We start from the raw sequence: 25474 nt of genomic DNA, 5'->3' as shown, positions 1-25474 counted from the left end.
GGTCTCGTCGTGGAGAAGGGATCGGCTAGTCCGTGGGAAATCGGTTGAGCGGGCCGGGCAGCCGGGAGCCGAGCGGTGCCATGTCGCCGTCCGCGCCGTGCCGGGCCAGCAGGTCCAGGGCGAGCCGGCCGCGCCGCACCCGCTCCCGGGCGGTGTCCAGGGTCACGTCCCGCAGATGGGTGCCCCACGGGTAGATGCCGGGAGCCTTGGACAGGCCGAACTTCAGATAGAGCGGTGCGCCGCGCCGGATCAGCTCGGAGACCTCGTACATCCGCACATAGCCGCCGAGGTCGTCGGGGGCCTCGATGTACATGTCCATGGGGGCGCCGGACACCCGGCGGATCTCGGTGAGGTGATCGAGCGTCAGATCGCTGGGCACATTGACGGAGTCGGCGCCCAGGTGCTCGTACACCGCGTACGAGGCGGGGTTGACCGGCCCTATCAGCGCCGAGACCTTCAGGGTGGTGTCGGCCGGGACGATCCCCCGCTGCCGAGCCCGGTGCAGGGTCCACAGCACGCCCTCGTCGGCCACCAGCAGGCACTTGACGCCCAGCTCGGTGGCCCGGACGGCGTCCTCGACACAGCCGGCGACGGCGTCGTGGCCCCGCGCGCGCAGTCCGGCCCCCCGCGAGTCGGAGCGCACCGAGCCGCCGATGTCCCAGGTGCCGCGCGGGCCGGTGAACAGGCACAGCTCGATGTCCCGTGCCGCGGTCGCCTCGACCATCTCGGTGATCTCGGCGTCGGTGAGCATCCACACGCCGCTGCCCTGGCTGACGCGGTGGATCGGCACGTCGAGGCGCGAGGCTTCCTTCAGTACGACCGCCAGCGCCTCGGGACCCTCGCACGAGGGGATCTCGGTGCGCCAGCGGCCGCCGCCCGGGAAGCGGTGGGCGGAGGCGTCGGCGGGGTCGAGAGCGGGCGCGCCCAGGCCGAGTGCGGCGAGCACCTGCTCGCCGGGCCTGCGGGCTGCCGAGGCGGAAGCGTCGGTCACAAGCTGTCCTTCGTGTTCGGTATTTCGTACAAGGTTCGGGGCTCTGGGTACGGGAAAGGCCCGGCTCCGGGTGCGAAAGAGGCCCGGGTGGTACGCCGGCCGGGGCGCCGTCAGGTCACGCCCCGGCCGGCGTACGGCTAGGGACGGAGCAGCACCTTGCCCACCCTCGGATCGCCCGCCCCCACCAGCTCGATGGCGCGCGGGAACTCGGTCAGCGGCAGCTCGTGTGTGACCAGGGGCAGCGGGTCCAGCAGCCCGGCGCCGAACACCCGCACGGTGTGCGCCCAGGCGTCCGGCGGTGCCCCGAAGACCGTGTGCACCTCCAGCTGCCGTACGACCAGACCGGTCGGGTCGAGCCCGTCCGCGCCCGGCGCCGGGATTCCGGTGAGGACCAGGCGTCCGCCGCGCCTGAGCAGGGCGGCGGCGGTGCGCGCGGCGGACGCGGACCCGGCGGTCTCGATCACGACGTCGACATCGTCCGGGAGGTCCTGGTCCCTCAGCCGGAAGTCGGTGGCCCCGAAGCGCCGGGAGAGCGCCTCCCGGTCGTCGCGGGTGCCCACCACCAGCAGCTCCGCCGGTGAGACGGCCTTCAGGAACTGCACGGCGAACATGCCGAGCGTGCCCGTGCCGACCACCGCGACCCGCTCGCCCGGCTGTGCCTTCGCCTTCAGGGCGGCGGCCGCGACACAGGCGGCCGGCTCCAGCAGGGCGGCGGCGGTGAGGTCGGCGTCGTCCGGCAGCGGGTGCAGCAGCCGGGCGGGCAGGGTGAGGGTGGCGGCCATGGCGCCCGGCTGGGTGAATCCTGTTTCCTCGTACCCGGCCGTGCACAGCGTGGTCTCGCCCGCGTGGCAGCGGTCGCACACCTGGCAGTTGCGGAAGCCCTCGCCGACCACCTTGCGGCCGACGAGCCTCGAAGGCACTCCGGCACCCACGGCCCGCACGGTCCCCGACCACTCGTGGCCGGGCGTGAGCGGGTAACGGACGTACCCCTCGGGCCGGTTGCCCCGGTACACCTCGCGGTCGCTGCCGCAGATGCCCACCGCGTGCACGGCGACCAGCGCCTCGCCGGGGCCGGGTTCCCGGGGCGTGTGGTCCTCGACCCGGTGCACGCCCGGCGCTTCGACGAGAACCTGGGAACTCACTTCGTGTCCTTCGGCTTGCGCTGCTCCCAGCCCTCGGCCCACAGGTCGAACCGGGCCTGCTGCTGCGGGAATTCGGCGGCCGCGTCGGTGTCCAGCTCGACGCCGAGGCCGGGTGCGTCGGAGAGGTGGAAGTACCCGTCGACGACCTCGGGGGCGCCCTTGACCACCTTCTTGATCTCCGCGTCCGCGAAATCGTTGAAGTGCTCAAGGATCTTGAAGTTCGGGGAGGTGAAGCCGACCTGGAGCGAGGCCGCGGTGAGCACGGACCCGCCCACGTTGTGCGGGGCGAGAAGCATGTAGTGGGTCTCGGCGGTGGCGGCGAGCTTCCGGGTCTCCCAGATGCCGCCGAGGTGGCCCACGTCGGGCTGCAGGATGTCGGCGGCCTGGCTCTCGAACAGCTCGCGGAACTCGATCCGGTCGTGGATCCGCTCGCCCGTGGCGACCGGGATGTTCACCTTGGCGGCGACCTTCTCCAGTGCCTTCAGGTTCTCCGGTGGCACCGGCTCCTCCAGCCAGGCGGGCTCGAAGGGAGCCATCTCCTTGGCCAGCCGGACGGCGGTGGCGGGGGAGAAGCGGCCGTGCATCTCCAGCATCAGCTCGGCCTCGGGGCCGATGGCGTCGCGCACGGCCTCGATGAGGGAGACGGCGTACAGCGTCCGCTCGTGGTCCAGCTCGAAGTGCCCGGTGCCGAAGGGATCGATCTTCAGGGCCCGGTAGCCGCGCGCGACGACCGCCTGCGCGGCCTTGTGGTAGGCCTCGGGCGTTCGCTCGGTCGTGTACCACCCGTTGGCGTACGCCTTGACCCTGTCCGTCACCTTTCCGCCCAGCAACTGCCAGACGGGCACGCCGAGGGCCTTGCCCTTGATGTCCCAGCAGGCCATCTCGACGACCGCGATGCCGGACATGACGATCTCGCCGGCCCGCCCGTAGTCGCCGTACTTCATACGGCGTACGAGATCCTCGACGGCGAACGGGTCGGATCCCAGAATGTGATTGGCCTCGGCCTCTCGCAGATAGCCGATCAGCGCGTCGGTGTGACCGAGCATCCGGGTCTCGCCGACTCCCGTGATCCCCTCGTCGGTGTGCACCTGGACGTAGGTCAGGTTGCGCCACGGCGTCCCGACCACGTGGGTGCTGATTCCGGTGATGCGCACGGCAGTTGCCCCTCAGCTGTTCGAAATTTCGTCACACGTTCGAAATGCTGGCGTGACAGTAAGGAGGGGGCGGTGGGGGTGTCAATGGGTCGAACGGGTAACGGTTTCGGCAAGACTTTCGAGAACCTTTTCGCTCCCGCACGAAACCTTCACAGGGGCGCCTAGGAACGTGACCGGAGGGGAATCTAGTCTTCCGGCGTCATGGACTTCTGCCACCCGTGCCAACGGCACCTCAACGGCGCCCTGGCCTGCCCGGGGTGCGGCGCGCCGGCCCAGTCTGTCGCCGCGCGCGCCGACGCGCCCGCCGCGCACGGATACGCGGGCGCGATGGCGGGTCCGTACGTACAGGAAGCCTTCACCGGTCCGTCCGGCGACCCGTACGCCGGCCTCGCGGGCCTGCCCGCCCAGCCCGCCCAGCCCGCCTACTACGCGGCCCCCGAGCACTCGGGCGAGTTCACGGGCCTCGGCACGGACCCGCAGCCTCACCCCGACCCGGACGGCTACGACGACCACCCCGATCGCGACGAGTACGACGCGTACGCGGGCGAGGGTGAGGACGAGGGCGAGGGCGAGGGCGAGGTCGCCGACCGGCACGACCGCGCGGCCGCGGCCGAGCCCGGCGGCCGGGCCTCCCGGCGCCAGTCGCGCGGCCGCGGCGGCGCATCCGGCAGGGGCGAGACGGCCGAAGGGCCCGAGACGGCCGACGCCAGCCGTCGTGACCGCAAGGCGGCCGCGCACCGGCGCCGCCGGCGCCGTACCGTGCTGATCGCCGCGGGCTTCGTCCTGGCGGCCGGCGGGCTCAGTTTCGCCGAACTCGGCATGGATGCCCCCTTCTCCGGCGGCAAGCCGGCCGCGTCCGGCGGCGAGTCGGTGGACGGCGGCACCTCGTCCGCCTCCCCGGACCCGGCGGCGGCCCCCCTCGACGACACCTCGGGCACCGGGGCCGGACCGGCGGCCTCCGCCTCCCCGGACGCGTCGGCCTCCGCCTCCGAGTCCCCGAAGGACAAGGCGTCCGAGTCCCCGTCCGCCAAGGCCACCGACAAGGCCGGGCAGTCCGCCACGACGGGCTCGGGCGCGGGCACCTCGGCCCCCACCGCCCCGGCGACCTCCCGGCCGACGCCCACCCCGACCTCGAAGCCGACGACCTCGAACCCGGCGCCGCAGCCGTCGCCGACGAAGACGTGCAAGCAGTTCCTGTGGTGGTGCACGTAAGGGCGCTGCCGGGTCGCCGTGGAGCGTTCCGGGCCGGTTGAGCGGCCCGAGGGCGCCGCTCGCTCGCGCCTGAGCCCCCCGCATGCCCCCGTACCACCCCATGCCCTCCGCCATCCGGGGTATCGCTGACACCGACCGGCCGGAGAGACGGTTGAGTCGAACGGGCACACCTCGCCGTACCGATCTCGGGAACGCCCGGCGGCGGAAAGGGCGTTGTGTACAGAGGGAGCGGCGAACAGCGGCTCGGTTGAGGAGTACGGATGACGCAGGGGATCACCGTCCACGGCACGGTCGGCGAGGGTTTCGAAGCGGTGCGCGAGGAGTTCGCCGCGTTCCTCGCGGAGGAACGGGACGACTACGAGGGACAGTTGTGCGCCTACGTCCACGGCCGCCGGGTCGTGGACCTGTGGGCGGGCGAGGGTGTCGACGGGGAGTCGCTGTACGGCGTGTTCTCGTCCACGAAGGGCGCCGCCCACCTCGTCGTGGCCCTGCTGGTGCAGGACGGCACGCTGGAGCTGGACCGCAAAGTCACCTACTACTGGCCGGAGTTCGGCGCCGAGGGCAAGGGTTCGCTGACCCTGCGCGACCTGCTCGCGCACCGCGCGGGCCTGGTCGGCACCGACACCGGGTTCAGCCCGGCGGAGATGGCCGACGACCGGGCCCTCGCCGAACGCCTCGCCGACCAGCGGCCGTTCTGGCGCCCCGGTATCGCCTTCGGCTACCACGCCCTGGTGATCGGCGCGCTCACCGGTGAGATCGTCCGGCGCGCGACGGGCCGTACGATCCAGGAGCTGTACGAGGAGCGGGTCCGCGCCCCGTACGGCCTGGAGTTCTACCTGGGCCTGCCGGCCTCCCGGGAGCCGCGCTTTCGCACTACGCAGCCGATGCTGCCGACGCCCGAGCAGTCCGAGCTGCTGGCCGCGCAGCCGTCCGGACCGCACACGCTCGCGTCCATCGCCTTCAACCGGCACGCGGCCGAGCCGACACTGCTGGATTCGCTGCCGAACGAGCGCGCGGTCCGCGCCAAGGGCCCGGCCTCGGTGGGCGGCGTCGCCTCGGCGCGCGGGCTGGCCGGGATGTACGCGGCGGTGATCAGCGAGGTCGACGGCAAGGCCCCGCTGCTGAAGGAGGACACGGTCGCCGAGTTCGGCCAGCTGCACTCCGTCGGGTACGACCTGGTGGCCCGTGCCCACAGAGCCTACGGCCTCGGCTTCCAGGCCACGTCCGACGCCTGGCATCCCTTCCTGGGCGCCACCGCCATCGGCCACAGCGGCGCAGCCGGCTCCCAGGCCTTCGCGGACCCCCACAGCGGCCTCGCGTACGGCTACACCCGCCGCCGCTTCGCGTTCCCGGGAGGAGCGGCACCGGAGAACAACCGGCTGGCGAGAGCGGTACACAGGGCAGCCCTGTCGACGCCCTGAGCGCCAACGCCCCAAGGGGCGCGGGGCTGTGCCGACATGCGGCTCCGCCGCGTGGGCGCGAGCGACCCGCGACCACCCGCACCACGAACCGAACCGCACCCGGCGGACGCGACCGATCCGGAAAGACGACAGCCGCACCCCACGTCCAAGGATGCGGCTGCCGCCCTGCGCAACGACGGTCCTCAGACCAGCGTCACGGTGATGTTGCCCCGAGTCGCCTTCGAGTAGGGGCACACCTGGTGCGCCTTCTCGACAAGGTCCCGCGCGGCGGCCTCATCGACGTTCGGGATCCGCGCGGAGATCTCCACGATGATCCCGAACCCCTCCTCGTTCTTACCGATCCCGACCTTCGCGGTGACGGTCGAGCCGGAGACATCGGCGCCCTCCTGGCGGGCGACGACGCCGAGCGCGCCCTGGAAGCAGGCGCTGTACCCGGCGGCGAACAGCTGCTCGGGGTTGGTGCCGGCGCCGCTGCCGCCCATCTCCTTGGGCGGGTTCACGACGACGTCGAGCTTCCCGTCATCGGTGGCGACGCGCCCGTCGCGGCCGTTCTCGGCGGTGGCGACGGCGGTGTAGAGGACCTCGGACTGCTGGATCGGCATGCGGTTGTCTTCCTCCTAGGTCCGCCGTGACTCGCGCCCACGATCGACGGCGGATTTCGGAAAGAAGTTACCGCATACCGGAAAGCCGGCAGAAGTCCCGGGCCGGTCAGAGCTTGACGATCATCTTCCCGGTGTTGTCGCCCCGCAGGACCCCGAGGAACGCGTCCAGGGTGTTCTCGACGCCCTCGACGACCGTCTCGCGGTACTTCAGCGCGCCCGAGGCGACCCAGGGGCCGACCTCCTGGACGAACTGGGGCTGCAGGTCGTAGTGGTCGCCGACCAGGAAGCCCTCCATGCGGCCGCGGGTCTGGATCAGGCGGGCGAGGTTCTTCGGGCCGGGGGCGGGCTCGGTGTTGTTGTAGACCGAGATCATGCCGCAGATCGCGATCCGGCCGTTCAGGTTGAGCGAGCCGATGGCCGCCTCCAGGTGGTCGCCGCCGACGTTGTCGAAGTACACGTCGATGCCGTCGGGAGCGGCCTCCCGCAGCTGCTCGTCCACCGGGCCGCTCTTGTAGTTGAACGCGGCGTCGAAGCCGTACTCCTCCACGAGCAGCTTGACCTTCTCGTCCGACCCGGCCGAGCCGATGACCCGCGAGGCGCCCTTGAGCTTGGCGATCTGCCCGACCTGGCTGCCCACGGCGCCAGCGGCGCCGGAGACGAACACCACGTCGCCCTCCTTGAAGGAGGCGGTGCGCAGCAGGCCGGCGTAGGCGGTCAGGCCGGTCATGCCGAGGACGCCGAGGTATGTCGAGAGTGGCACGGCCTCCGGGTCGACCTTCACGGACGGTACGGCCGTCGGGCCCACCTTGACGGCGTTCTTCGCGTCCAGGGCCGCGTACTCGCGCCAGCCGAGGAAGTGCAGGACGTGGTCGCCCACCGCGAAGCCCTCGGCGCGGGACTCGATGACCTCGCCGACCGCCCCGCCCTGCATGACCTTGCCCAGCTCGAACGGGGCGGCGTACGACTTCGCGGCACTCATTCGGCCGCGCATGTACGGGTCCACGGAGAGGTACTTGTTCCGCACCAGCACCTGGCCCTCGCCGACGGCCGGGACGGGCGCCTCGACCAGGGCGAAGTCCTCGGGCTTGGGCCAGCCGACCGGGCGGCTGAGCAGGTGCCATTCGCGGTTGATCATGACGGTGCCTTTCCGAGATTTACTTCAGTACCTGAAACAACCATGCCCCTGAATATTTCAGAATGTCAAGTAACGCGTTATCCTGGAGCGCATGTCCACCCCAGAGAAGTCCCGCCGCCCGGACCCCGTGACCATGGAGGTCCTCGAACTGATCGGTGACGTCGTGGCCCGCTTCTACGCGGACTACGAGCTCGCGGCGGGCGAGCACGCGCTGACCGGCCCGCAGGCGCGCCTGCTCAGCATGCTGTCGCTGGAACCGCTGCCGATGCGCAAGCTGGCGCAGAAGCTGAAGTGCGAGCCGTCGAACGTGACCGGGATCGTGGACCGCCTGGAGACCCGCGGCCTGGTCGAGCGCCGTCCCGACCCCGCCGACCGCCGGGTGAAGCTGGCCGTCGCCACCGACGAGGGCCTCGGGGTCGCCCGCGATCTCCGCGAGGGTCTGCGCTTCGCCCGCGAACCCCTCGCCGGTCTCACCGCCGAGGAGCGCGGCTCCCTGCGGGACCTGCTGCGCCGGATGGTCGAATCCTGAGGTCCGGTCGCCGGGTAAAGTTTTCGCCATGCGCGATCTCGGGGTGGGCTTCGGTTATCTCCTGAAGGGCCAGCGGTGGGTGGGCCGCCACGGCCGTGTGTACGGCTTCGGCCTGCTGCCCGGCCTGATCGCGCTGGTCCTGTACGCGGCGGCGCTGGTCGCGCTCGCGGTGTGGGGCGAGGACGCCGTCTCCTGGGCGACTCCGTTCGCGGACCACTGGACGAGCCCCTGGCGGGGCCTGTTCCGCGGCTTCCTCACGGCCGTCCTCTTCGCACTCGGCCTGCTGCTGGCCGTGCTCACCTTCACGGCCGTCACCCTGCTGATCGGCCAGCCCTTCTACGAGAACCTGTCGGAGAAGGTCGACGAGGACGTCTCACCCGACGACACGGCGCCCCGGTCGGGCCTGCCGCTCTGGCGCGAGCTGTGGATCTCCGCCCGCGACAGCCTGCGCGTCCTGGTCCGGGCCGCCCTGTGGGGTGTGCTGCTCTTCGCCCTCGGGTTCCTGCCCTTCGTCGGCCAGACGGCCGTCCCGGTGATCGGCTTCTTCGTCACCGGGTTCTTCCTCACCGAGGAGCTGACCGCCGTCGCCCTCCAGCGCCGCGGCGTCGACCTCCGTGCCCGCCTCGCGCTGCTCCGCTCCCGCAAGAGTCTGGTCTGGGGGTTCGGCACACCCCTCGGGCTGGCCTTCCTGGTCCCGTTCGTCGCCGTGTTCCTGATGCCGGGCGCGGTCGCGGGCGCCACGCTCCTCGCCCGTGACCTGCTGGGCGAGGAGAGCGCGGCGGAGGAGGACGCCGAGGACGAGCAGCGGGTCACTTCCTGAAGGCGGCCTCGGCCGCCACCCTCACGATCGCCCGCACCTGGTCGATGATGTCCAGCCGGTTGCGGACGAACTCGGGGTCGCTCACCGTCCCCGTGGCCGGGTCGGTGTTGCCCGCGCCGAACTGCAGGACGGGTGTGTGCACATGGCCGCCCGGCAGGGTGTCGTGCAGACCGAGCCGGTCCCGCAGCAGGGTCGCGCGGTAGGCGATCTCGTTGGAGAGGTAGTCCCCGCCGCCCCCGGCCCGGGCCGTCGAGCCGGGGGTCGGGCCGTCCGGCCGTACGACAGGGTCGGTGCCGCCCGCGGGGATCTCGGTCACCTCCGTGTGGTCGTACACGGGGAAGCGGCCCGTGTCCGCGGCCGTGATGGCGGCGTACGGCAGGGTCGTCGTCGTCCACTGGGGCTGTGTGGCCGGATCCGTGACGGGGACGGTCTCGGTGCGGGAGACGTTGTCGTTGTCGGGGAAGCCGCCCCGCCAGGCCCCGTTGGTGCGCTCGACGTCGAAGCGCCCGATCCGGCCCTGGCTCACGGTGGTGAACAGATCGACCTGGGGCAGATACGGCCGCAGCGTCCGCTCGACGGTGCCTTCGGCGAAGTCCTGCCAGCGCACGGGGAACACCACCGTCTCCACGCGGGCAGGACCCCCGGCCGTCTCGATCACCGTGCCGTCGAGCGCGAGCGCGCTCGCCCCGGACGGGTTGGAGATACGGATGTCCCGGTCCAGGGTGAAGGGGTCGAACCCGGTGAGCAGGACGCGCCTGAGGTGCCCCTTGCGGGGGTAGCGGATGTCGGTCTGGCCGCGCGAGGCGCGCTCCAGCTGGTCCAGCAGGGCCGAGCGCTGGGTGTCGGTGAGGGCGAACTCCGGCTCCCAGACGCGCACTTCCCGGGTCATCCCGAGCCGCGCCCAGTACAGGGGCCGGTCGTCGTCCCGGCTGAGGTCCGCCCGTCGCTCACCACCACCCTTCCGAGGAAGCGCTCCGCGCGGTCTTGATTCCGCCGGACCCCGCCCCTGTGCCCGGTCCACGGCCCGTCGCCACAGCGCGGACCCCTCGCGTACGACGATGCGGCGGGCCTGCGCGTACGAGCGGGCGCCCGCCAGCTCGCGGGTGAACTCCGGTGCCACATCGGCGAATCCGGATCGGGCGAGGATCTCCTGCGGTACGGCCCGGTCGAGCCGTTGTTCCTCGGCGGTGGGGGAGAGGGCCGCCGGAGCGGCGGAGGCCGGCGTCGCCGGTGCCGACAGGCCGGTCAGCAGGGCCATGCCGAGCAGGGCGGTCCGTAAACGGAGACAGGTCAAGGCGGTTCGGGTCCTTTCGTCGCGTTGGGGCGCGTGGTGCGGGGGCGCCGGAAGTATCGCGTGAGGAGTGTGGTCTACGCCATGGTGCGAATGAGCCGTACCGCCTCCTCGCGCAGCACCGCGAGGAACGCCCCGGTCGCCGCCGACGGCGACCGCCCCGCACGGTCGCCGCGTACACCGCCCGCGCCGGGGCCTCCTCGTCGTGCAGCCGAAGCAGGACGACGTCCGGGCGTACCGACGCGGCGGCCAGCCCCGGCACCTGGGTCACGCCGAGCCCCGCGGCCACATAGCCCTGCTTGGCGGTCCATTCGGCGACCACATGCGCCACACGCGGCCGGAACCCCTCCCGCAGGGCGGCGTCCAGCAGGGTGCCCTCGGGCCGTGAGTCGCCGGAGATCCAGTCGGCGTCGGCGAACTGGGAGAGCCGTACCCCGCGCGCGCCGGCCAGCGGGTGGGCGGCGGCGACGACGTACAGCGGCTCGTCCAGCAGGTGGTGCAGGTCGTGGGCCTCCAGTGGGGCGCGGCCCGTCGTGGAGACCACCGCCAGGTCCAGATGTCCGGCGGCCGGCCGGTCCAGCAGGCCGGGCGTGAGCCCCTCCTCGCGCTCGACCCGGACGGCGGGGTGCCGGGTGCGGAACGCGGCCAGGGCGTGCGGGACGAGGGCCGCGTCGGCCGTGGCGAACGCCCCGAACCGCAGCCGCCCGCCCGCCACTTCCCGCAGCGCCGCGAGGTCGCGGGACGGCACCGTGCAGCGACTCCGCGACGGCCTCCGCGTACGGCACCAGTGCCCGGCCTGCCTCCGTCAGCCGCACCCCGCGCGGCAGCCGGTCGAACAGCGGCCCGCCGCCGAGTGCCGACTCCAGCGAGGCGACCTGCCGGGACACCGCCGACTGGGTCCAGCCCAGTGCCCGCGCGGCCACCGTGAACGAGCCGGCGCGGGCGACCTCCGACATCACCCGGCTCGGGGAATACGGCTCCGTCGGACGGCAGTTCCTGACCGGCACCCCGCCGACGAGCATGACCTTCGAGGTGCCGCGGCTGTTTCGTCCGGAGGCTCTGGTGGAGGTGGAAATCGTGGCGGCGGTGGCGGCGGGCAGGTGATACTGCCGCGCGTGAAGACAGCGAAGGCCGTGAACCTCGGCGTCGTGTTCCTGCTGGAACTCGGCGTGCTCGGATCCGTCTGCTACCTGGGGTTCGCCCGGGGCGGCACGGTCGGCCTCCTGATCGGCTTCCTCGGGGCGGGCGCCCTCGGCCGGCTGTGGGGGCTGTTCGGGTCCCCGCGAGCCAGGTTCAAGGTGCGGGGCGCGGCCCGTTTCGCCTTCGAAGCGCTCTGGTTCGGCGCGGGCGCCCTGGCGCTGTACGCGGCCGGGGCACACGCCTGCGCGGCCGTCTTCGCCACCGTCGGCGTGATCAGCAAGGCCCTCGCCCACGCCTGGGACCAGTGACCCTCAGTCCACCGGCTCGCCCAGCAGCCGCAGGAAGTCGCGGAACGCGCCCGGCATGTCGACCGACGCCGGGTCGAGGAGCCACTGGTACTGCAGTCCGTCCATCACGGCGATCAGCAGCGGTGCGGTGCGCTCGGGCGTGAGCCCGCCCGGCAGCACGTCGCCGTACTCCGCGCGCAGGGCGTCCGTCATCGTCTCGCGGACCTGGGCATAACGCTCGGTGAAGTAGGCGCGGGCCGGGTGCCCCTCCGTCACGCTCTCGCCGAGCAGCGCCGAGAAGGTCTGGATGATGGCCGGGCGCATCGCGTTGTACTCGACCAGCGAGGCCAGCAGATCGACCCGCCACCGCGTGTCCGGCACCGCGTCCCACCGGTCCCGCTCCCGCAGCACCGCCACCAGCAGGGCCTCCTTGGTGGGGAAGTGGTGCAGCAGCCCCTGCTGGGTCAGCCCGACCCGCTCGGCCACGGCGGCCAGGCTCGCCCCCCGGTAGCCCCGCTCGGCGATCACCTCCAGGGCCGCCCCGACGATCTCCGCGCGCCGCTCCTCGCTCCTGACCCTCGCGTTCATGACGTCACCGTACGACATCCCTCTCGGCCGAATATAACGGCAGGATAACAAAACCTACCGATCTACAGGTAGTGGATGCAGGATGAGGAGGCACCCAAGGGACTTCGACGAGGAGGTACCGCCGTGGCGGTGACGGACAAGGCGCGTGCGGACGAGGCCCGCGAGGCGGTCGTGGAAGCGGCCCTCGGGCGGCTCGGTCTCGACGCCAAGGCGCGGCTGCTGGCCGGACAGGACATGTGGACCCTGCCCGCCCTGCCCGAGATCGGCCTGAAGTCCCTCGTCATGTCGGACGGCCCGATCGGCGTGCGGGGCGTGCGCTGGACCGCCGACGATCCGTCCGTCGCCCTGCCCTCGCCGACCGCGCTCGCCGCCGCCTGGGACCCGGAACTCGCCCGCCGCGCAGGCGGACTGCTCGCCCAGGAGGCCCGCCGCAAGGGCGTGCACGTCCTGCTCGCCCCCACCGTCAACCTGCACCGCTCCCCGCTGGGCGGCCGCCACTTCGAGGCCTACAGCGAGGACCCGTGTCTGACGGGCGCGATCGGCGCCGGTTATGTCATCGGCGTCCAGTCCGGCGGCGTCGGCACCACCGTCAAGCACTTCGTCGCCAACGACGCCGAGACCGACCGCTTCACCGTGGACAACCTGGTCTGCGAACGCGCCCTGCGCGAGCTGTACCTGGCCCCGTTCGAGGCGATCGTCGAAAAGGCCCGCCCCTGGGGCATCATGACCGCCTACAACAAGGTCAACGGCACGACGATGACCGAGCACCACCATCTGGTCGACGAAGTCCTGCGGGGCGAGTGGGGCTTCGACGGCATCAACGTCTCCGACTGGATGGCCGCCCGGGACACGGTCGGTGCCATCGGCGGCGGTCTGGACGTGGCCATGCCCGGGCCGAGGACCGTCTACGGCGCGGCCCTCGCCCAGGCCGTCCGGGACGGCGAGGTCGCCGAGACCGCCGTCGACGCGGCCGTACGGCGCGTGCTGCGGCTCGCCGCCCGCGTCGGGATCCTCGACGGTGCCGAACCCGTCGTGGCCGAACCACCCGCGCCCGTAGACGGCGAGGCCCTCGCCCGCGAGATCGCCCGCCGCTCCCTCGTCCTCGTCCGCAACGAGAACGCCGCCCTGCCCCTGAAACCGAACGGCACCGTGGCCCTGATCGGCGCCGCGGCCCGCGACGCCCGCGTCCTCGGCGGCGGCTCGGCCACCGTCTTCCCGGCCCGGATCGTCTCCCCGCTGGACGGCCTCACCGCCGCGCTCCCCGAGGGCACCCTCACCTACACCGTCGGCGCCGACCCGGCCACCGAACTCGCCGTCGCCGCCCGGGGATTCGCACTCGAAGCGGTCTGCCGCGACGCCGAGGGAACCGTCATCGGCACCCGGTCCGCCCCGGGCGGCCTGATCCAGTGGATGGGTTCGGACCTCCCCGACGGCGTCACCCACGACACGCTCCACACCGTCGAACTGACCGGCACCTTCACTCCCCGTGAGTCCGGCCCGCACACCTTCGGCATCAAGGGCATGGGTGCCTTCACGCTGACCGTCGACGGCACCCCGTACTTCGACGAGGCCCAGCGCCCCGGCAAGGAGGATCCCTTCGAGGCCTTCTTCGGTGCCCCCGTCCCCCGCGCAGAGGTCGAACTCACCGCCGGCCGGCCGGTCGACGTCTCCCTCACCCATGTCGTCCAGCTCCCGGACGACATCCCCATGAAGGTCATCGCCTTCGCCCTCGCCCACTCCGCCCCGCGGCGCGACCCCGACGAGCTGATCTCCGAGGCCGTCGAGGCGGCCCGGAACGCCGACACGGCCGTCGTCGTGGTCGCCACCACCGACCGCGTCGAGTCCGAGGGCTTCGACCGCACGGACCTGCGCCTGCCCGGCCGCCAGGACGACCTGGTCCGGGCCGTCGCCGCCGCCAACCCGAACACCGTCGTGGTCGTCAACTCCGGCTCCCCGGTCGAACTGCCCTGGCGGGACCAGGTCGCCGCCGTTCTGCTCAGCTGGTTCCCCGGCCAGGAGGGCGGGGCCGCCCTCGCCGACGTCCTGACCGGCGCCCACGAGCCCGGCGGCCGGCTCCCCACCACCTGGGGCTCCCTCGCCGATGCCCCGGTCTCCCAGGTCACGCCCGCCGAGGGCGAACTGTCCTACACCGAGGGCGTCTTCATCGGCTACCGCGCCTGGGATCGGGCCGGCCGCACCCCGTCGTACCCCTTCGGACACGGCCTCGGCTACACCGACTGGACCTATGAGTCCCTGCAACTGGACGGCACCACCGCGCGCGTCCGCCTCCGCAACACCGGCGAGCGGGCCGGCCGCGAGGTCGTCCAGGTCTACGTCGCTCCGGCCGAGCCCGGCACCCACCGACCGGCCCGCTGGCTGGCCGGCTTCGCGGGCGCGCAGGCCGGGCCGGGCGAGAGCGTCGAGGTGACCGTCGAACTGCCCCGGCGCACCTTCGAGGTCTGGGACGAGACGGCGAAGTCGTGGGCGTTTGTGAAGGGTTCGTACGAGATCACGGCGGGACGCTCGATCGCCGACCGCAGGCTGGCCGTGCCGATTAACGTCTGATCCGGGACAAGTCCCCCACGAACAGCCCCGGTCCGGGACCTGACCCCTGGGCCGGGGCTCATCGCGTCCCGCCGGATGTGGCAGACTCCCGGGCCGCGAACACCGGAAATTTCGGGCACGGGGGAGAGACACCATGTATCCAGGGCAGCAGCCACAGCAGCAAGGACCGTACGGGCAGCAGCCGGGTCCCTACGGGCAGCAGCCGCCGTACCAGCAGGCCCCGTACCAGCAGCCGTACCCGCCGCAGCAGGGCTACCAGCCGTACCCGCCCCACCAGGCCCAGCAGCCGTACCCGCCCCACCCGTACAACCCCCATCAGCAGCCGGCCCCCCACCAGCCCCCGCCTCCCGCCCAACACCTCGGCGAGGGCCGGATGCGGCTGGACCCGAACCTCACCCCGGACCAGCGCGACCTGGTGCTGAAGATCCAGCAGAGGTCCAAGCCCATGGCGTACGGCCTCGTGCTCGGCATCCCGCTCACCTTCGGCGGCGTCCACTACGGCATCACCCACAGCCCCGTCGGCTTCGCCGGCGCGCTCGCCGGACTGGCCCTGCTCGCCTTCGGCGTCTTCTCCCTGCTGCGGATGCAGGCCCTCAAGCGGCAGCTGCGGCTGATCACCGCGGACGCCTGGCGCTCTCCGGCCGCGCATCTGCCCGGCGCCCGCAAGGCGGCCACACAGGCCGCCTACCTGAACGGCCTGCTCGTCCTGCTGTCCCTCGCCGCGACCGGCTATCTGCTCTACAAGGGCGCCGGCTGGGGCGCGTACGGCAACTCCCTGGGCTTCGGCGCCCTGACGCTCGCCGCGGCCCTGCCCTTCGGCATGGCTCTGGCCGCCGCGACCACCATCCCCCAGCTGCTCCAGGTGATCCCGGCCGGCGCGAAGGTGGGCCGCAGCCTGTACTCGATCATCTTCGCGCTGGCCACCACGGTGACCGGCGAGGGTATCAAGGGCGGCGATCTGACCGGGATCGCGGCGGGCGGCGGCACGCTGCTGATCTGCGGCGGTGCGATGGCCATGCTGGGAAAGGCGGCGAAGCGGATGAGGGGGGAGGCGTGAGGGGGCGTCGGCCGTCCGCCGGATCGTGGTGGCTGGTCGCGCCCACGCGGCGGTAGCCGCACATCAGACACAGCCCCGCGCCCCTTCAGGGGGTTGCGGCTCAGCGTGTCGAGAAGGCGTACAGGGTCTCCGAGCCGAAGACCTCGCCCGGCCGTAGCACCGTGCTCGGGAACTCCGGACGGTTCGGGGAGTCAGGGAAGTGCTGGGTCTCCAGGGCGATGCCGTCGCCCGGGGCGAAGGGGGCGCTGAGGTGGTCGGCGGTGTAGAGCTGGAGGCCCGGCTCGGTCGTCGACACCGTCAGCGTACGCCCGGAGGCCGGGTCGTGGAGTTCGGCGACCTCCTGCGGAGCGGCGGTCACGCCCTTGTCCAGGACGAAGTTGTGGTCGTAGCCGGAGCCGACCTCGTCGGCCGTACGGAAGTCGAAGCGGGAGCCGGTCACGTCCGCCAGGGCTCCGGTGGGGATCAGGTCCGCGTCCACCGGGGTGTACCGGGAGGCGGCGAGTCGCAGCTCGTGCCCGTCGGCGTGACCGGCACCGCGCAGATTCCAGTACGCGTGGTGGGTGAGGTTGACCACGGTCGGCGCGTCCGTGACCGCCTCGTAGGAGATCCGCAGCGCGCCGGACTCCTCCAGCGTGTAGACGGCCGTCACCTCCAGCCGGCCCGGGAAGCCCTCCTCGCCGTGCGGGCTGACCCGGGTCAGGCGTACGCCGTGCTCGACCGGCTCGACCTCCCACACCCGCTTGTCGAAGCCCCGCTCACCGCCGTGCAGCGAGTTGGGCTCGCTGTTGCGCGTCAGCGCGTACGTCCGGCCGTCCAGCGGGAAGCGGCCGCCCGCGATGCGGTTGGCGTACCGGCCGACCAGAGCGCCCAGATACGGCTCCGGATGCTCCAGATAGCCGTCGAGCCCGGGAAACCCCAGCACCACGTCCGCCGTGCGCCCCTCCCGGTCCGGGACCTCGACCGACTGCACGATCCCGCCGTACGACAGCACGCGCACCCGCACTCCGGCCCGCTTCAGGGTCCAGCGGTGCACCGGGGTGCCGTCGGGAAGCGTCCCGAAAAGTTCGCTCATGTGGGAAACCCTAGGTCACGGCTTCTGCGCGGTGACCGTACGGTAGGCGATCTCGGCGAGCCTGGCCTGGCCCTTCCGGCTCGGGTGGAACCAGTCCCAGTGGCTGAGCTGCTCCGTGTCGAAGCTGTAGTCGAAGACGGCGTTCCCGTCGAAGCGGCAGCGGCGGTCCTTGGCGCACACCTCCTTCAGTACCGCGTTGTAGGCCTCCACCCGCTGCTGCACCTTGTCCCGGCGCTGGGTGGCCGCACGGGTGAGGTCGTCCGCGTCACGCAGCATCGACGGGCAGATCCCCAGCTTCCACACCTGCTTGCCCAGCGGATTCTCCCGGCCCGCGGACCACAGCCGTCTCAGATTCGGCACGCTCGCCACGTACACCTGCGTCTTCGGCAGCGCCGAGCGCAGCGTGCTCATCGCCTCCTCGAAGTCCGAGCGGAAGGAGGCCACCGAGGTCATCGCCCGCGCCGACGAACGGCACGCGTCGTTCGCCCCGGCCATCACCGTGACCAACTCCGGGCTGCGCGTGGTCGCCTGCGCCATCTGCTCCGGCAGGTCGGACATCCGGGCCCCGGTCACCGCGTAGTTCCAGCTGCGCTGCGCCGCCCCCGTCACCCCGAGCAGCCGCACCGCCAGGCTGTCCACCTTGGCGTCGCTGCCCGTGGCCCACGACACCTCGGGACAGTCGGAGAGCACCGTGCAGGCGTCGAAGCCGCGCGTGATGGAGTCACCGACCGCGGCGATCGAGTCCGGGCTGCGGTTCCACACCGGCGCGGGCTTCGCCGCGGAACGCGACGCGTTCGCCCCGGAGTCCGGCCCGTCGCCGCCACCCCCGCCGAAGGCGTCACAGCCCGCGGTCGCCAGCACGGCCGTCACCACCACGGCAAGGGCTGCTCGCGCACGGTGCCTTCGCTTCCGCATCCCTGCTGATCCCCTCGCTCGACGGTGCACTGCTCCCTCCCATAACAACGCGCGAGAGTTCCCGGCCCGGCTCGATGGAACGGCTCACACCCGTACAAGCGTCCCCCTGGGTGAATGGCGGGGGTTTCCTGGCACTGGGACAGACGGTACGTCACACTCCTTGCGCCGCCGCAGGGTAGCCTCGCCATCAACGCGGCCGTCGTGCCACTGCCGCCCAGCCAGTCCGCAAGGTGTCCCGCTCTGCCCGGAGGTTCCGGTGACGACACGTGGAGTTCTGTACGTGCACTCCGCGCCGCGCGCGCTGTGCCCGCACGTCGAGTGGGCCGTCGCCGGGGTGCTCGGCACGCGCGTCAGCCTGGACTGGATCCGGCAGCCCGCGGCCCCCGGCACCTGGCGCTCGGAGTTCTCCTGGCAGGGCGAGGTCGGCACGGCCTCCAAGCTCGCCTCCGCCCTGCGCGGCTGGCACCTGCTCCGCTTCGAAGTCACCGCGGAGCCCGTCCCCACCGCCGAGGGCGAGCGCTACAGCTGCACCCCCGACCTGGGCATCTTCCACGCCGTCACCGGCATCCACGGCGACATCCTCATCCCCGAGGACCGCCTGCGCGCCGCCCTGCAGCGCAGCCAGCGCGGCGAGACCGACCTGGAAGCCGAACTGTCCAAGCTCCTCGGCAAGCCGTGGGACGACGAACTGGAGCCTTTCCGCTACGCGGGCGAGGGCGCCCCGGTGCGCTGGCTCCACCAGGTGGTCTGAGGCACGCTCAAGGGCAGCCGACCTCAAGGGGCGCGAGGCTCCATCGATATGCGGCTCCGCCGCGTGGGCGCGACCAGCCCGAACGGACGCATTCCCGGCAACGAAGCGGAACCCCCGACGGCGAACGGCCCCCTCTCCACCACAGGAGAGGGGGCCGTTCAGAGTCTCAGGACTCAGATCGTCCGGAACGCCAGCACCACGTTGTGCCCACCGAACCCGAACGAATCGTTCAGCACGGCGATGCGCCCCTCGGGCAGCTGACGGGCCTCACCGACGACCACGTCCGCGTTGACCTCAGGATCGAGGTCGGACACGTTGATCGTCGGCGGCGCCGTACGGTTCACGAGCGCCAGGATCGACGCGACGGTCTCGATACCACCGGCACCACCGAGCAGGTGACCGGTCATCGACTTCGTCGCGGAGATCGCCATGTGATCGACATCATCGCCGAACACCTTGCGCAGCGCCTTGATCTCAGCGACGTCACCCTGCGGCGTCGACGTGGCGTGAGCGTTCACGTGCACGATCTCGGCCGGCTTCAGATCGGTGTTGTCCAGCAGGTTCTGCAGCGCGTGCGCGATGCCGTTGCCCGACGGCTCCGGCTGCGTGATGTGGTGGCTGTCGGCGGAGATGCCCTGGCCGACCGCCTCCACGTAGATCCGGGCACCGCGAGCCTTCGCGTGCTCCTCGGACTCCAGGACGATCACACCGGCGCCCTCGCCGAGCACGAAGCCGTCACGGCCGGCGTCATAGGGACGCGAGGCGCCCTGGGGATCGTCGTTGTTCTTGGACATCGCCATCATGTTGCCGAACGCGGCGATCGGCAGCGGGTGGATGGCGGCCTCGGTACCACCGGCCACGACCACGTCCGCACGCCCGGTGCGGATCATCTCGATCGCGTACCCGATGGCCTCCGCGCCCGAGGCGCAGGCCGAGACCGGGGTGTGCACACCGGCGCGGGCACCCAGCTCGATACCGACGTTGGCCGCCGGGGAGTTGGGCATCAGCATCGGCACGGTGTGCGGGGAGACGCGGCGTACGCCCTTCTCCTTGAGGATGTCGTACTGGTCCAGGAGCGTGGTCACGCCACCGATGCCGGAGGCGATGACCGCACCCAGACGGTCGGGGTTCACGGACGCGTCCTCACCGGCCTTGGCGGTGAAACCGGCGTCCTTCCAGGCTTCCTGAGCGGCGAGCAGCGCGAACTGCGCGGACCGGTCCAGCTTGCGGGCCTGCGGCCGGGGGATGATCTCGCCCGGCTCGACGGCGATCTGTGCGGCGATGCGGACCGGCAGGTCCGCCGCCCATTCCTGCTCGAGAAGGCTGACACCGGACTTGCCGGCGACGAGGGCCTCCCAGAACGAAGCTGCGTCGCCACCCAGCGGTGTGGTTGCGCCGATACCGGTGACGACCACGGTGCGATTGGTCGGGCTCACGGGAATTCTTTCTCCAACGGATGCGGGAATCTACGGCGCCACCGCCGGGTGGCGGGGCCTTGCAGCCTGAAGGCCTAAGGGGTGGCTCAGGCCTGGTGCTTGAGGATGTAGTCGGTGGCGTCGCCGACGGACTTCAGGTTCTTGACGTCCTCGTCCGGGATCTTCACGTCGAAGCGCTCCTCGGCGGCGACGACGACCTCGACCATGGACAGCGAGTCGACGTCCAGGTCGTCGGTGAAGGACTTGTCCAGCTGGACGTCCTCAACGGGGATCCCGGCGATCTCGTTCACGATCTCGGCGAGACCGGCGACAATCTCTTCCTGAGTGGCGGCCATGTCAGGCGCTCCTTCTTAGATTCCAGACGGTTTAACGGCGCCCACCGCGAGCGCGGCAGGCGGTGCGGCGTCCGCACCGGATCACATGACCCGGCACGGAGTGCCTAGGGGAGGGTAACGACCGTGGCGGCGTAGACGAGACCCGCCCCGAATCCGATGACGAGTGCGGTGTCGCCGCTCTTCGCCTCACCGGTCGCCAGAAGCCGCTCCATCGCGAGCGGAATCGAGGCGGCCGAGGTGTTGCCGGTGGTGCGGATGTCCCGGGCGACCGTGACATGCTCCGGCAGCTTCAGCGTCTTCACCATCGAGTCGATGATCCGCACATTGGCCTGGTGCGGAATGAAGACGTCCAGGTCGTCCGGGGTGATCCCGGCCGCGTCCAGCGCCTGCTGTGCGACCTTCGCCATCTCGAACACGGCCCAGCGGAAGACCGCCTGGCCCTCCTGCGTGATCGCGGGGAACTTGACGTTGCCCTCGCTGTCGACGGGCAGCCCGGACAGGTCACCGATCCGGAACCGGTCCCACGACACGGTCTGCTTGATGGTCTCGGACTTGTCGCCCTCGGAGCCCCACACGGTCGGGCCGATCGCGGGCTCCTTCGAGGGGCCGACCACGACCGCGCCGGCGCCGTCGCCGAACAGGAAGGCCGTCGCCCGGTCCTCCAGGTCGGTCAGGTCGCTCAGCCGCTCCACGCCGATCACGAGCACGTACTCGGCGGAACCTTCCACCACCATGCCCTTGGCGAGGGTCAGGCCGTAGCCGAAGCCCGCGCAGCCCGCCGAGATGTCGAAGGCGGCGGCCTTGTTCGTGCCGAGCTTGTCGGCGATCTCGGTGGCGACGGCCGGGGTCTGGCTGAAGTGCGAGACGGTCGAGACGACCACGGCGCCGATCTGCTCGGCGTCGATGCCCGCGTCGGCGATCGCCTTGCCGGAGGCCTCGATGGCCATCGCGGCGACCGTCTCCTCGGGGCCCGCCCAGTGCCGGGTCTCGATGCCGGAACGCGAACGGATCCACTCGTCGGACGAGTCGATCTTCTCGAGGATCACCTCGTTGGGCACGACGCGGGTCGGCCGGTAGCCGCCGACGCCGAGGATGCGCGCGTACGGCGCGCCCTTGCCGGGCCTGATCTTCGACATGCTCTGGGGCTCCTTCGTCAGGCGCCCGCCGCGTCAGCGGCAGGAGTCGACGCCTCGGCGATGAGCTCGCGGGCAGCGTCGAGGTCGTCAGGGGTCTTCAGCGCCAGCCACTTGACGCCGGGCATGGCGCGCTTGGCCAGGCCGGTCAGCGTGCCGCCCGGGCACACCTCGATGAGCGTGGTGACACCCAGCTCCTGGAAGGTCTCCATGCACAGGTCCCAGCGCACGGGGTTGGCGACCTGGCCGACCAGCCGGTCGAGGACCTCGGCGCCGGTGGCGACGGTCCTGCCGTCCTTGTTGGAGACGTAGGTGAACCGCGGGTCGGCCGGCGTGAGCTCCACGGCGGCCTTGGCCAGGGCCTCGACGGCGGGGGCCATGTGCTGGGTGTGGAAGGCCCCGGCGACCTTCAGCGGGACGACCTTGCGGACGCCCTCGGGCTTGTCCTCGGCCAGCGCGGCGAGCTGCTCCAGCGTTCCCGCGGCGACGATCTGGCCGGCGCCGTTGATGTTCGCCGGGGTCAGGCCCAGCTTCTCCAGGTGCGCGACGGAGACCTCGGGGTCGCCGCCGAGCAGCGCCGCCATACCGGTCTCGGTGATCGCGGCGGCGTCGGCCATGGCCAGTCCCCGCTTGCGGACCAGACCGAGCGCGGCGGTGTCGTCCAGCACGCCCGAGACCGCGGCGGCGGTGAACTCGCCGACGCTGTGACCGGCGACGGCGCCCGGAGTGATCTCGGTGCCCGTCGCGTCAGCGGCAAATGAGTAGGCACCGAGTGCCGCGGTGGACAGAATCCCGGCGGCGACCAGCAGCGGCTGGGCCACCGCGGTGTCCCGGATGGCGTCCGCGTCGGCCTGGGTGCCGTAGTGGATCAGGTCCAGTCCGATGGCGTCCGACCACGCGGCGACGCGGTCGGCGGCACCGGGGAGGTCGAGCCAGGGGGTCAGGAAGCCGGGCGTCTGGGCGCCCTGGCCGGGAGCGACGAGTACGAGCACTCTCACACTCTCTCTTGGGGACGGCCACGGCCGCCCGTGAGGACAGGGACGAAGAACGCGGGGGCCTTTTGTGGGCACCCAACAAAAGCCTAGAGTTGGGGGTCTCCATCGGCCAGACGCCCCAGGATCAGCGCGATTCGCAGTGTGAACGCGGATCGTACATCCGACGGCGACCAGCCGGTGACGTCTGTCACACGTCGGAGCCGGTAGCGCACGGTGTTCGGGTGAACGAAGAGCATCCGGGCCGCGCCTTCGAGGCTGCTCGCCTGCTCCAGGTACACACTCAGGGTCTCCAGGAGCGCCGAGCCCGCCTCCTCCAGCGGTCTGTAGATCTCCTCCACCAACTGCTCGCGGGCGCTCGGATCGCCCGCGATGGCCCGCTCCGGCAGCAGATCGTCCGCCAGCACCGGCCGCGGCGCGTCCTGCCAGGCGGAACACGCCTTGAGCCCCGCGGCGGCGGCCTGCGCGGACCGGGTCGCGGCCAGCAGATCGGGTACGACGGGACCGGCGACGACCGGTCCGGCCGCGAACGGCCCGATCAGCGACTTGGCGACGGCGAGCGGATTCGCGCTGCCGCCGGCGATGACGACGAGCCGGTCCCCGAGCACCCCCGTGAGCACCTGGAGCTTGGCGTGCCGGGAGGCCCGCCGGATGGCCTCGACGGTCAGCTCGCTGTCCCCGTCGGGCGCGGTCCCGAGCACGACGCACACATGCTCCGGCGAGTTCCACCCGAGCGCGGCGGCCCGGCTCACCGCCCCCTCGTCCGCCTCCCCGCTGAGCACGGCGTTGACGACCAGCGACTCCAGCCGCGCGTCCCAGGCACCGCGTGCCTCGGCGGCCTGGGCGTAGACCTGGGCGGTGGCGAAGGCGATCTCCCGCGCGTACACGAGCAGGGCCTCGCGCAGCACGCTCTCGTCCCCGGGAGCCGCGACCTCGTCGATCGCGCTCTCCATGACCTCGATGGTGGTCCGCACCATCTCCACTGTCTGCCGCAGTGTGATGGCCCGGGTCAGCTCGCGGGGCGCCGTCCCGAAGACGTCCGTGGAGATCGCCTGGGGCGCGTCCGGGTGCCGGAACCATTCGGTGAAGGCGGCGATGCCCGCCTGGGCCACGAGCCCGATCCAGGAACGGTTCTCCGGGGGCATGGCCCGGTACCACGACAGGGTCTCGTCCATGCGCGCGATGGCCTGCGCGGCGAGGCTCCCGGACGACTTCTCGAGCCGCTTGAGGGTCGCGGAGTGCGGGTGGACGCGCTGTCCTGCGGGTTCGCTGGGGTGGGATTCGGGTTCGGGCACGGGACAAGACTGCCTTATACGGACGGGAGCGCGCGTCGCCGGGTCGGGGGGTGAGGTCTACGGTGGTGCCCGTGATGGACGTACGGCGCGCCGGCGAGCGCTACCGCGGAGGGGACCCGGAGGCCGGGATCGACACCCGCCACGCCTTCTCCTTCGGCCCGCACTACGACCCCGAGAACCTGCGTTTCGGCGCGGTGATCGCCTGCAACGAGGAGCGGCTGGCGCCCGGCGCCGGCTTCGACGAGCATCCGCACAGCCACACCGAGATCGTCACCTGGGTCGTCGAGGGCGAGCTGACCCACCGCGACTCCACGGGCCACGAGACCCGGGTCCGCCCCGGAGACGTCCAGCATCTGAGCGCGGCGGCGGGCGTCCGGCATGTGGAACGCAACGACGCGCCGGTGCCGCTGACCTTCGTCCAGATGTGGCTGGCGCCCCTGGAACCGGGCGGCGACCCGTCCTACGAGATCGTCCACGGCATCGCCGACTCCACCCCGTACGCCGTCCCCGGCGCGGGCGCGATGCTCCACGTACGCCGCCTGGCCGCGGGGGAACGCACGGCGATCCCGGACGCGGCGTACGTGTACGCACACGTGGTCCACGGGGAGATCAGTGTGGCGGGGGAGACGCTGGGTCCCGGGGATGCGGCACGGATCACGGGGGCGGAGGGTGTGGAGGGGGTGGGGGTCACGGCGGCTGAGGTGCTGCTGTGGGAGATGGTCCGGTAGCCACGACCGTCTTCCGGCTGCGGGCCCCTTCGGGGCGCGGCCGAGCTCAGCCCCGCAGCTCCGCGAGCACCGCATCCGTGAACACCGGCCACGCCTCGACCGCCCACGGCCCGAACGCCCGGTCCGTCAGCGCCACGCCCGCGACCCCCGTATCCGGATCGATCCACACGAACGTACCGGACTGCCCGAAGTGCCCGAACGTCCGCGGTGACGAAGAACTCCCTGTCCAGTGCGGCGACTTGGAGTCCCGGATCTCGAACCCCAGCCCCCAGTCGTTCGGATTCTGGTGACCGTACCCGGGCAGCACACCCTTCGTCCCCGGATACTGCACCGTCATCGCCTCGGCCACCGTCCGCGGATCCAGCAGCCGCGGCGCCTGCACCTCCGCCGCGAACCGCAGCAGATCCTCCACCGTCGACACACCGTCCTTCGCCGGCGAGCCCTCCAGCGACGTCGACGTCATCCCCAGCGGCTCCAGCACGGCCTGCCGCAGATACTCGGCGAACTCGATGTCCGTCGCCTTGGCGATGTGATCGCCGAGCTGCTCGAACCCGGCGTTGGAGTACAGCCGCCGCTCCCCGGGGGGCGCCGTCACCCGGTGCTCGTCGAAGGCCAGCCCGGAGGTGTGCGCGAGCAGATGCCGCACGGTAGACCCGGGCGGCCCGGCCGGTTCGTCCAGCTCGACGGCACCCTCCTCGTAGGCGACCAGCGCCGCGTACGCCGCCAGCGGCTTGGTCACCGAGGCCAGCGGAAAACGGTGCCCGACGGGGCCACGGGTCCCGAGGACGGTCCCGTCGGCCCGGACGACACCCGCCGCGGCGGTGGGGACGGGCCAGTTCTCGATCGACGCCAAGCTGTTCAACGACATGGTGCCGAGCCTATG

General features: G+C 71.9%; 25 protein-coding genes and 2 pseudogenes. 10 read left to right on the top strand and 17 right to left on the bottom strand.

From position 1 onward, the window contains the following. Positions 1–25: 25 nt before the first annotated feature. The 3 genes from AVL59_RS39160 to AVL59_RS39150 all read right to left on the bottom strand — a co-directional run bounded on the left by AVL59_RS39160 (position 26) and on the right by AVL59_RS39150 (position 3287). Complete coding sequence (locus tag AVL59_RS39160) at positions 26–991, bottom strand: hypothetical protein (RefSeq protein WP_067314093.1); 966 nt, start codon at positions 989–991, stop codon at positions 26–28. A gap of 137 nt (positions 992–1128) precedes the next feature. Continuing rightward, positions 1129–2133 (bottom strand): zinc-dependent alcohol dehydrogenase, encoded by a 1005-nt coding sequence (locus tag AVL59_RS39155; RefSeq protein WP_067314091.1) that lies wholly within the window; start codon positions 2131–2133, stop codon positions 1129–1131. Next, positions 2130–3287, bottom strand: a complete 1158-nt coding sequence (locus AVL59_RS39150) for a mandelate racemase/muconate lactonizing enzyme family protein (protein ID WP_067314089.1) — start codon at positions 3285–3287, stop codon at positions 2130–2132. The genes AVL59_RS39155 and AVL59_RS39150 overlap by 4 nt, the downstream gene beginning before the upstream one ends. 201 nt (positions 3288–3488) lie before the next feature. On the opposite strand from AVL59_RS39150, the gene AVL59_RS39145 reads away from it, so the two are divergent. Together AVL59_RS39145 and AVL59_RS39140 are read left to right on the top strand one after the other, a co-directional pair. Beyond that, entirely contained in the window at positions 3489–4499 is a 1011-nt protein-coding gene (locus AVL59_RS39145) for an SCO2400 family protein (protein WP_067314087.1), read from the top strand. A gap of 260 nt (positions 4500–4759) precedes the next feature. Further along, complete coding sequence (locus tag AVL59_RS39140) at positions 4760–5920, top strand: serine hydrolase domain-containing protein (RefSeq protein WP_067314085.1); 1161 nt, start codon at positions 4760–4762, stop codon at positions 5918–5920. Between the two features lie 182 nt (positions 5921–6102). Here AVL59_RS39140 and AVL59_RS39135 read toward each other — a convergent pair whose 3' ends face one another. Next, positions 6103–6522 carry an organic hydroperoxide resistance protein gene (locus AVL59_RS39135; protein ID WP_067314083.1) on the bottom strand — a complete coding sequence of 140 codons (420 nt, stop codon included), beginning with the start codon at positions 6520–6522 and terminating at the stop codon, positions 6103–6105. 106 nt (positions 6523–6628) lie between these two features. Continuing rightward, a complete protein-coding gene (locus AVL59_RS39130) occupies positions 6629–7657 on the bottom strand; it encodes an NADP-dependent oxidoreductase (protein WP_067314081.1) in 1029 nt (342 codons plus the stop codon). A gap of 91 nt (positions 7658–7748) precedes the next feature. Between AVL59_RS39130 and AVL59_RS39125 the strand changes: the two genes are divergently transcribed. Further along, positions 7749–8186: a MarR family winged helix-turn-helix transcriptional regulator gene (locus tag AVL59_RS39125; protein ID WP_067314079.1), complete on the top strand. Its 438-nt coding sequence runs from the start codon at positions 7749–7751 to the stop codon at positions 8184–8186. Between the two features lie 28 nt (positions 8187–8214). Next, positions 8215–9006 (top strand): EI24 domain-containing protein, encoded by a 792-nt coding sequence (locus AVL59_RS39120; RefSeq protein ID WP_067314077.1) that lies wholly within the window; start codon positions 8215–8217, stop codon positions 9004–9006. Here the strand turns inward: AVL59_RS39120 and AVL59_RS39115 are convergent. The 3 genes and pseudogenes from AVL59_RS39115 to AVL59_RS55280 all read right to left on the bottom strand — a co-directional run. Next, a complete protein-coding gene (locus AVL59_RS39115) occupies positions 8996–10300 on the bottom strand; it encodes a pyroglutamyl-peptidase I (RefSeq protein ID WP_208870524.1) in 1305 nt (434 codons plus the stop codon). The genes AVL59_RS39120 and AVL59_RS39115 overlap by 11 nt on opposite strands. Before the next feature lie 202 nt (positions 10301–10502). Next, positions 10503–11012, bottom strand: a pseudogene (locus AVL59_RS55285) (LysR substrate-binding domain-containing protein); the annotation flags it as partial. 136 nt (positions 11013–11148) lie between these two features. Beyond that, positions 11149–11253: pseudogene (locus AVL59_RS55280) on the bottom strand (helix-turn-helix domain-containing protein); the annotation flags it as partial. Between AVL59_RS55280 and AVL59_RS39110 the strand changes: the two are divergent. Both AVL59_RS39110 and AVL59_RS39105 read left to right on the top strand, forming a co-directional pair. Next, positions 11222–11401 (top strand): RidA family protein, encoded by a 180-nt coding sequence (locus AVL59_RS39110; protein WP_067314073.1) that lies wholly within the window; start codon positions 11222–11224, stop codon positions 11399–11401. The pseudogene AVL59_RS55280 and the gene AVL59_RS39110 overlap by 32 nt on opposite strands. A gap of 11 nt (positions 11402–11412) precedes the next feature. Then, positions 11413–11745, top strand: coding sequence for a YrdB family protein (locus tag AVL59_RS39105; RefSeq protein ID WP_237281794.1), 333 nt, complete (start codon positions 11413–11415; stop codon positions 11743–11745). Between the two features lie 3 nt (positions 11746–11748). Here the strand turns inward: AVL59_RS39105 and AVL59_RS39100 are convergent, their stop codons facing one another. Then, on the bottom strand, positions 11749–12330 hold the full coding sequence (locus AVL59_RS39100) for a TetR/AcrR family transcriptional regulator (protein ID WP_067314069.1): 582 nt from the start codon (positions 12328–12330) through the stop codon (positions 11749–11751). A gap of 57 nt (positions 12331–12387) precedes the next feature. Between AVL59_RS39100 and AVL59_RS39095 the strand changes: the two genes are divergently transcribed. Both AVL59_RS39095 and AVL59_RS52825 read left to right on the top strand, forming a co-directional pair. Next, complete coding sequence (locus tag AVL59_RS39095) at positions 12388–14877, top strand: glycoside hydrolase family 3 protein (RefSeq protein WP_079147209.1); 2490 nt, start codon at positions 12388–12390, stop codon at positions 14875–14877. Positions 14878–15010: 133 nt separating this feature from the next. Beyond that, positions 15011–15934 (top strand): hypothetical protein, encoded by a 924-nt coding sequence (locus AVL59_RS52825; protein WP_067314067.1) that lies wholly within the window; start codon positions 15011–15013, stop codon positions 15932–15934. 100 nt (positions 15935–16034) lie between these two features. Here AVL59_RS52825 and AVL59_RS39085 read toward each other — a convergent pair whose 3' ends face one another. Beyond that, complete coding sequence (locus AVL59_RS39085; protein WP_067314065.1) at positions 16035–17006, bottom strand: aldose epimerase family protein; 972 nt, start codon at positions 17004–17006, stop codon at positions 16035–16037. A gap of 15 nt (positions 17007–17021) precedes the next feature. Beyond that, positions 17022–17921: an SGNH/GDSL hydrolase family protein gene (locus tag AVL59_RS39080; protein ID WP_067314063.1), complete on the bottom strand. Its 900-nt coding sequence runs from the start codon at positions 17919–17921 to the stop codon at positions 17022–17024. A 256-nt stretch (positions 17922–18177) separates the two neighbouring features. Here AVL59_RS39080 and AVL59_RS39075 point away from each other — a divergent pair, with 256 nt between their 5' ends. Beyond that, complete coding sequence (locus AVL59_RS39075) at positions 18178–18672, top strand: DUF3145 domain-containing protein (RefSeq protein WP_067314061.1); 495 nt, start codon at positions 18178–18180, stop codon at positions 18670–18672. Between the two features lie 173 nt (positions 18673–18845). Here the strand turns inward: AVL59_RS39075 and fabF are convergent, their stop codons facing one another. From fabF to fasR, 5 genes are all read right to left on the bottom strand, one after another. Continuing rightward, entirely contained in the window at positions 18846–20108 is a 1263-nt protein-coding gene (gene fabF / locus AVL59_RS39070; RefSeq protein ID WP_067314059.1) for a beta-ketoacyl-ACP synthase II, read from the bottom strand. Between the two features lie 86 nt (positions 20109–20194). Then, positions 20195–20443 carry an acyl carrier protein gene (locus AVL59_RS39065; RefSeq protein WP_067314058.1) on the bottom strand — a complete coding sequence of 83 codons (249 nt, stop codon included), beginning with the start codon at positions 20441–20443 and terminating at the stop codon, positions 20195–20197. 104 nt (positions 20444–20547) lie between these two features. After that, entirely contained in the window at positions 20548–21579 is a 1032-nt protein-coding gene (locus AVL59_RS39060; RefSeq protein WP_067314056.1) for a ketoacyl-ACP synthase III, read from the bottom strand. Between the two features lie 17 nt (positions 21580–21596). Continuing rightward, on the bottom strand, positions 21597–22568 hold the full coding sequence (locus tag AVL59_RS39055; protein ID WP_067314054.1) for an ACP S-malonyltransferase: 972 nt from the start codon (positions 22566–22568) through the stop codon (positions 21597–21599). A gap of 89 nt (positions 22569–22657) precedes the next feature. Further along, entirely contained in the window at positions 22658–23863 is a 1206-nt protein-coding gene (gene fasR, locus AVL59_RS39050) for a fatty acid biosynthesis transcriptional regulator FasR (RefSeq protein WP_067314053.1), read from the bottom strand. A gap of 74 nt (positions 23864–23937) precedes the next feature. Here fasR and AVL59_RS39045 point away from each other — a divergent pair, with 74 nt between their 5' ends. Then, positions 23938–24591, top strand: a complete 654-nt coding sequence (locus tag AVL59_RS39045; protein ID WP_067318273.1) for a pirin family protein — start codon at positions 23938–23940, stop codon at positions 24589–24591. A gap of 46 nt (positions 24592–24637) precedes the next feature. Here the strand turns inward: AVL59_RS39045 and AVL59_RS39040 are convergent, their stop codons facing one another. Next, positions 24638–25459 carry a serine hydrolase domain-containing protein gene (locus AVL59_RS39040; protein ID WP_067314051.1) on the bottom strand — a complete coding sequence of 274 codons (822 nt, stop codon included), beginning with the start codon at positions 25457–25459 and terminating at the stop codon, positions 24638–24640. Positions 25460–25474 lie beyond the last annotated feature (15 nt).

This window comes from Streptomyces griseochromogenes (assembly GCF_001542625.1).
GTDB classification, from domain to species: Bacteria; Actinomycetota; Actinomycetes; order Streptomycetales; family Streptomycetaceae; genus Streptomyces; species Streptomyces griseochromogenes.
Note: the sequence above shows the minus strand (reverse complement) of the source record. Positions and strands in the feature narration are given on the sequence as shown.